Here is a 4,752-nt window from a genome sequence, read left to right on the forward strand (position 1 = left end):
ACACAACAATGTATAACCGCAATTACGGCGGATTCGACTACGTCCGAATCCACTCGGAATTGCGAGCGTCAGTGCCAAACCGAAAATTAACGCATATAAACCCGTAACTGACGGTTATACGAGACCGATGATGTCGAATTCGGCGTCGGCGCCGAACAAAATGGCTACGTTCTCCTAACGTCGAACTCCCACCCTTTTGCGAGTCGACATCATCGCAGGGCTACACCAAATTCCTTCATCAGCGGGAGTCATGCGCACCTTAGCCGTCAACGGCGCTCGAGACCTAGGCAACTCAACATATCACCGGCTACCTGTCCGCCTCTGGCGGAAACGCTCCCGACGCTTCGGGATGGCACGACCCAATCTGTATTTGCATTTTTATGTAACTTGCAGTTACAACAAATACAAATCCAGGGTCGCACTGCGCGTAGCCCTGCGTTACCCACCATTTGAAAAAACCTATGAAATACATATTATTACTCGGAATTCTGATTTCATTTCCTGTATCTAATTTAATCGCTCAATCGACTTCAGACACTCTCAAACCAAAAATGAAAATGGTTAAAGAAGTCATTTATAAACCAGAAAATGGTGAGTTAAAAAGTCGAGAAAATCTATTTGACTCAAACATAAGCTCATATATGATTTTTGATAAAAATGAGAAAGTGATAGAAAACGGACAATATAAAAGTGACGGTTCACTGTATGAGAAAACTATTTACGAAAGAAATGAAGATGGAGTTGCTCAAAAAGCTATGAAGAAAAATTCATCAGATGAATTGAAAAGCTATTGGACTTATGAGTACGATTCTAACGACAATATGATTGCTGTTAAAACTTATGATTCGGATAATAATCTGACAAATATTCAATCGAATAGCTATGACGAAAAAGGCAATAATATCGAGATGTTGCTCAAAAGTCCAGAAAGTGAAAATGGTTGGAAATATGTTTACAAATACAATTTTGACAACAAAAAAATTGAACAATTCAGATATAAACCTGATGGAAGTTTAAAAGACAGACGCACATACTCATACGATAAAGACGGAAATGAAAATTTACAGTTCAAATTCAATCCTGATGGAAGTTTTATGAAATTCGTATCCGAATATGATGATATGGATAATTTGATTGTTCAAAATTGGTTTAACGAACAAGACGAACAAACACACCAAACTTCTTTCGAATATGTATATGACGAAAATGGAAATTGGATTTCTAAAAGGAGAAGCTCTAACGGAGAATTAGGAATGGTTTGGGAAAGACAAATTGAATATTACGAATAAAAAAATACGTTGCACAACAATGGCTATAAGTAATTGCTTGTTCTCGCCTACTTCTGAAAATCCTCGCGGATTTTCAGCTTGGTGCGTACTTGCAAAGTTAAGTGCTAACCCACGCAACTACTCATAGCCGAGACCGATGATGTCGAATTCGGCGTCGGCGCCGAACAAAATGGCTCCGTTCTCCTAACGTCGAACTCCCACCCTTTTGCAAGTCGACATCATCGAAAGGGCTACACCAAATTGCTTCATCAGCGGGAGTCATGCGCATCTTAGCCGTCAACGGCGCTCGAGACCTAGGCAACTCAACATATCACCGGCTACCTGTCCGCCTCTGGCGGAAACGCTCCCGACGCTTCGGGATGGCACGACCCAATCTGTATTTGCATTTTTATGTAACTTGCAGTTACAACAAATACAAATTCAGGGTCGCACTGCGCGTAGCCCTTTCGTTGTGTCCAATTTGGCTACGTTACCAAGATTTGGTATATTTGAGTAAAAATATTGTCAAAGTGGGAAAAAATACATCAATATCACTCGGAAATCATTTTGAGGATTTTATAAGAGAAGAAGTAAACTCTGGAAGATATGGTTCGGTTAGCGAAGTAATTCGTTCTGCTTTACGTTTGTTAGAACGTGAAGAAAAAAAGGAAAGAGAACTGATTAAAGCTCTCGAAGTTGGTGAAAATAGTGGATTTGTTGAAAACTTTGACCCAAAACAACATCTGAAAGAATTACATCGTAAATACTTATGAGCAAAAACAAATATCGCATAAGTCAACAAGCGATTGAGGATTTAGATAAAATTTGGATTTATACGCTCAATAAATGGTCTAAAGAACAAGCTGACAGATATTACGACTTGATAATTACGGAAATTGAATTTATAGCTGACAACTTTATGACTGGAAAGTCAGCGGAACAAACTCGAAAGAATTATCGAGTTACTAAAATAAAATCTCATTTGATTTTTTATAGAAAAGTGGAAAATGATATTGTGGAAATAGTTAGAATTTTGCACCAGCGAATGGATATTAAAAAACGACTGAAATAAAAAAACTGCACACAACAATGGCTATAAGTAATTGCTTGCCTGCCTGTCGGCAGACAGGTTCTCGCCTACTTTGGAAATTCCTGCGGAGTTTCCAACTTGGTGTGTATTTGCGAAGTTAAGTGCTAACCCACGTAACTACTCATAGCCGAGACCGATGATGTCGAATTAGCTTGTCCACTGCGTGGCCTGCGTGTATTCGCTTCGCTCGGCTCGGCGTCGGCGCCGAACAAAATGGCTCCGTTCTCCTGACGTCAAACTCCCACCCTTTTGCAAGTCGACATCATCGAAAGGGCTACACCAAATTGCTTCATCAGCGGGAGTCATGCGCACCTTAGCCGTCAACGGCGCTCGAGACCTAGGCAACTCAACATATCACCGGCTACCTGTCCGCCTCTGGCGGGAAAGCTATTTATTCATTTCATCTCTATTTCCTTTTAAGGTATTCATCATTTCGCTTTAGTCAGTCTTGAGCGACAGGCGAAAGGCTCGGGTGGCACGCCTGTCCCGCAGAATTGCGGGAACACAATCTGTATTTGCATTTTTATGTAACTTGCAGTTACAACAAATACAAATCCAGGGTCGCACTGCGCGTAGCCCTTTCGTTGTAGGTAATTAAACAAACCGCATGAAAGAAAAATTACAGCATTTAGTTTATGACTTTCTGCAAAAAATATCCAAAGTTTATTTAGCTGGCGAAATCACCCAACCTATTATTACCGATTTCGATTCAAACTTGCCAGAAGCAATCAGAAAAAATTGGGCTGTTAATATGAAAAAGTTGATTATGAATCATGGTGTATTCGAAGACGATGTTACCGATGAAAGTCGACTATTTTATTCAATGATACTCGGAAACCCTAAAGGAGAAGACCAAAAAGAAGTTTTCGAACAAATACTATTACAACAAGAGTTCATAAGTTATTTTGCGCATTTAGAAGCAGTATTACAGGATATTCAAAGGTATATGTATAAACAAAAACCTGAATTACTTCCTGAAGAAAAAGAGATTAAGTGGAAACACATTTTAGAACTAAAAGATTTCTCAAAACTACTAGAACATACAATTGACGAAAAACTAAATAAATCCGGTTACTTAAAGATTAGTGATTTAATTGTAAAGCTTAATTCTGAACCATTTCTTTTAAAAATTTCATTGAAAAAGGAATTATTGAACGATTTAGAAGAATTTATTTTAATTCGCAACATGATAATACATAATGGTAGCAAAATAACAAAGGATTTGAATGAATTCGCAAGTGAAAAATACACTTTTGGAGATAAATTTAGTCTGGACAGAATCTTATTGAATCAATTATTTGACTTAACCATGATTGTAGCGGTCGAAACTTATGCTTCAGTATGTTCAGAAATTTATGAAGAAGACAAAAAAGAAGCATATAACAACATGAGTTTTGTCCCAGAAAACGCAAAGAATAATTATAAAATACAAAAAGGGAAAAGAAAATAACTAACTACAACACCGTATATAATTTATTGCTAGTTCTAGCCTACTTACGAAAATCCTCGCGGATTTTCTATTCGATTTGTATTTGCTAAATTAGGTGCTTAAAACACGCAACCAAACATATACAAACACGTTAGCTACAATGCCGAACAAAATTCATAGATGATTTTACTATTTCTGTTTTTAACCTTAATTATAGTTCTCTTTTATCCAATATTGGCTTGGAAAATGTTCAAAGCACTTAGGTCGAAAAACAAACCTAAATTTTATCGACTTTCAACAATACTTTTAATTCTGATTTTGATTCCTGGCTTTTACTGGAAAGTCCTGCCAGGTTCAAATCTATTTTGGAATCCAATCGAAAAAGCCGAAGAGCGAAACTACAATGTCGAACTGACTGGATTTGAATTTAATGATAGCGAACTAATTTATGAATACGAAACCGAAAGAGCCTTCAATGGAGATGGATATTCAATTTGGATTTACAAAATTGACGACCAAACAGCACAATATTTTGAAAACCCAGAATCGGAATTCTTTACTAAATATCCAAGTGCGGAATTAAGGAGTCATTGGGAAACTGAATTTTGGAAAAAAACACCATTTGACAAGCAGGAGAAAAAGTTTTTGGACTTTGCACACAGCACTCTTGAGGAATTGGAATTTGAATTAGAGGATTTACTTTATGAAAAGGGAAATTACTATGCTTATAAATACTATATGCACAGTTATGAAATTGGGAATATCGACTTTTACATAATTTGTCCGAATAGAAAATTAATAGTAGAGATAAACCACAACACTTAAAAGCACAGTAGCTAACAAAGTACTGTGGTAGAAAACAAGTAAAATCCCATTAATTTTTCACTAAAGTACTTCTGTAACTATCGTCGTATATCAGTCCTGATTTTGCTATGGCAAAGGCCTGTTTTAACAACTTATTGCAC

General features: G+C 37.2%; 5 protein-coding genes. All 5 read left to right on the plus strand.

Going from position 1 to position 4,752, the window contains the following annotated elements:
• Nucleotides 1-461 precede the first annotated feature (461 nt).
• Nucleotides 462-1,289 carry an RHS repeat domain-containing protein gene (locus ACFOSX_RS10710; RefSeq protein ID WP_386100625.1) on the plus strand — a complete coding sequence of 276 codons (828 nt, stop codon included), beginning with the start codon at nucleotides 462-464 and terminating at the stop codon, nucleotides 1,287-1,289.
• Nucleotides 1,290-1,798: 509 nt separating this feature from the next.
• Nucleotides 1,799-2,041, plus strand: a complete 243-nt coding sequence (locus ACFOSX_RS10715) for a type II toxin-antitoxin system ParD family antitoxin (RefSeq protein WP_386100634.1) — start codon at nucleotides 1,799-1,801, stop codon at nucleotides 2,039-2,041.
• Nucleotides 2,038-2,340: a type II toxin-antitoxin system RelE/ParE family toxin gene (locus ACFOSX_RS10720; RefSeq protein ID WP_062623211.1), complete on the plus strand. Its 303-nt coding sequence runs from the start codon at nucleotides 2,038-2,040 to the stop codon at nucleotides 2,338-2,340. Before ACFOSX_RS10715 ends, ACFOSX_RS10720 begins: the two co-directional genes overlap by 4 nt.
• 625 nt (nucleotides 2,341-2,965) lie before the next feature.
• Complete coding sequence (locus tag ACFOSX_RS10725) at nucleotides 2,966-3,808, plus strand: hypothetical protein (protein WP_386100628.1); 843 nt, start codon at nucleotides 2,966-2,968, stop codon at nucleotides 3,806-3,808.
• Between the two features lie 159 nt (nucleotides 3,809-3,967).
• Complete coding sequence (locus ACFOSX_RS10730; RefSeq protein ID WP_386100631.1) at nucleotides 3,968-4,612, plus strand: hypothetical protein; 645 nt, start codon at nucleotides 3,968-3,970, stop codon at nucleotides 4,610-4,612.
• Nucleotides 4,613-4,752: the final 140 nt, after the last annotated feature.

This window comes from Winogradskyella maritima (assembly GCF_042650215.1).
GTDB classification, from domain to species: domain Bacteria; phylum Bacteroidota; class Bacteroidia; order Flavobacteriales; family Flavobacteriaceae; genus Winogradskyella; species Winogradskyella maritima.

What these genes read in the sequence shown, in the direction of transcription:
- ACFOSX_RS10725 (WP_386100628.1), top strand. Translation starts at nt 2,966, where the DNA reads ATGAAAGAAAAATTACAGCATTTAGTTTATGACTTTCTGCAAAAAATA.
- ACFOSX_RS10710 (WP_386100625.1), top strand. Translation starts at nt 462, where the DNA reads ATGAAATACATATTATTACTCGGAATTCTGATTTCATTTCCTGTATCT.
- ACFOSX_RS10730 (WP_386100631.1), top strand. Translation starts at nt 3,968, where the DNA reads ATGATTTTACTATTTCTGTTTTTAACCTTAATTATAGTTCTCTTTTAT.
- ACFOSX_RS10720 (WP_062623211.1), top strand. Translation starts at nt 2,038, where the DNA reads ATGAGCAAAAACAAATATCGCATAAGTCAACAAGCGATTGAGGATTTA.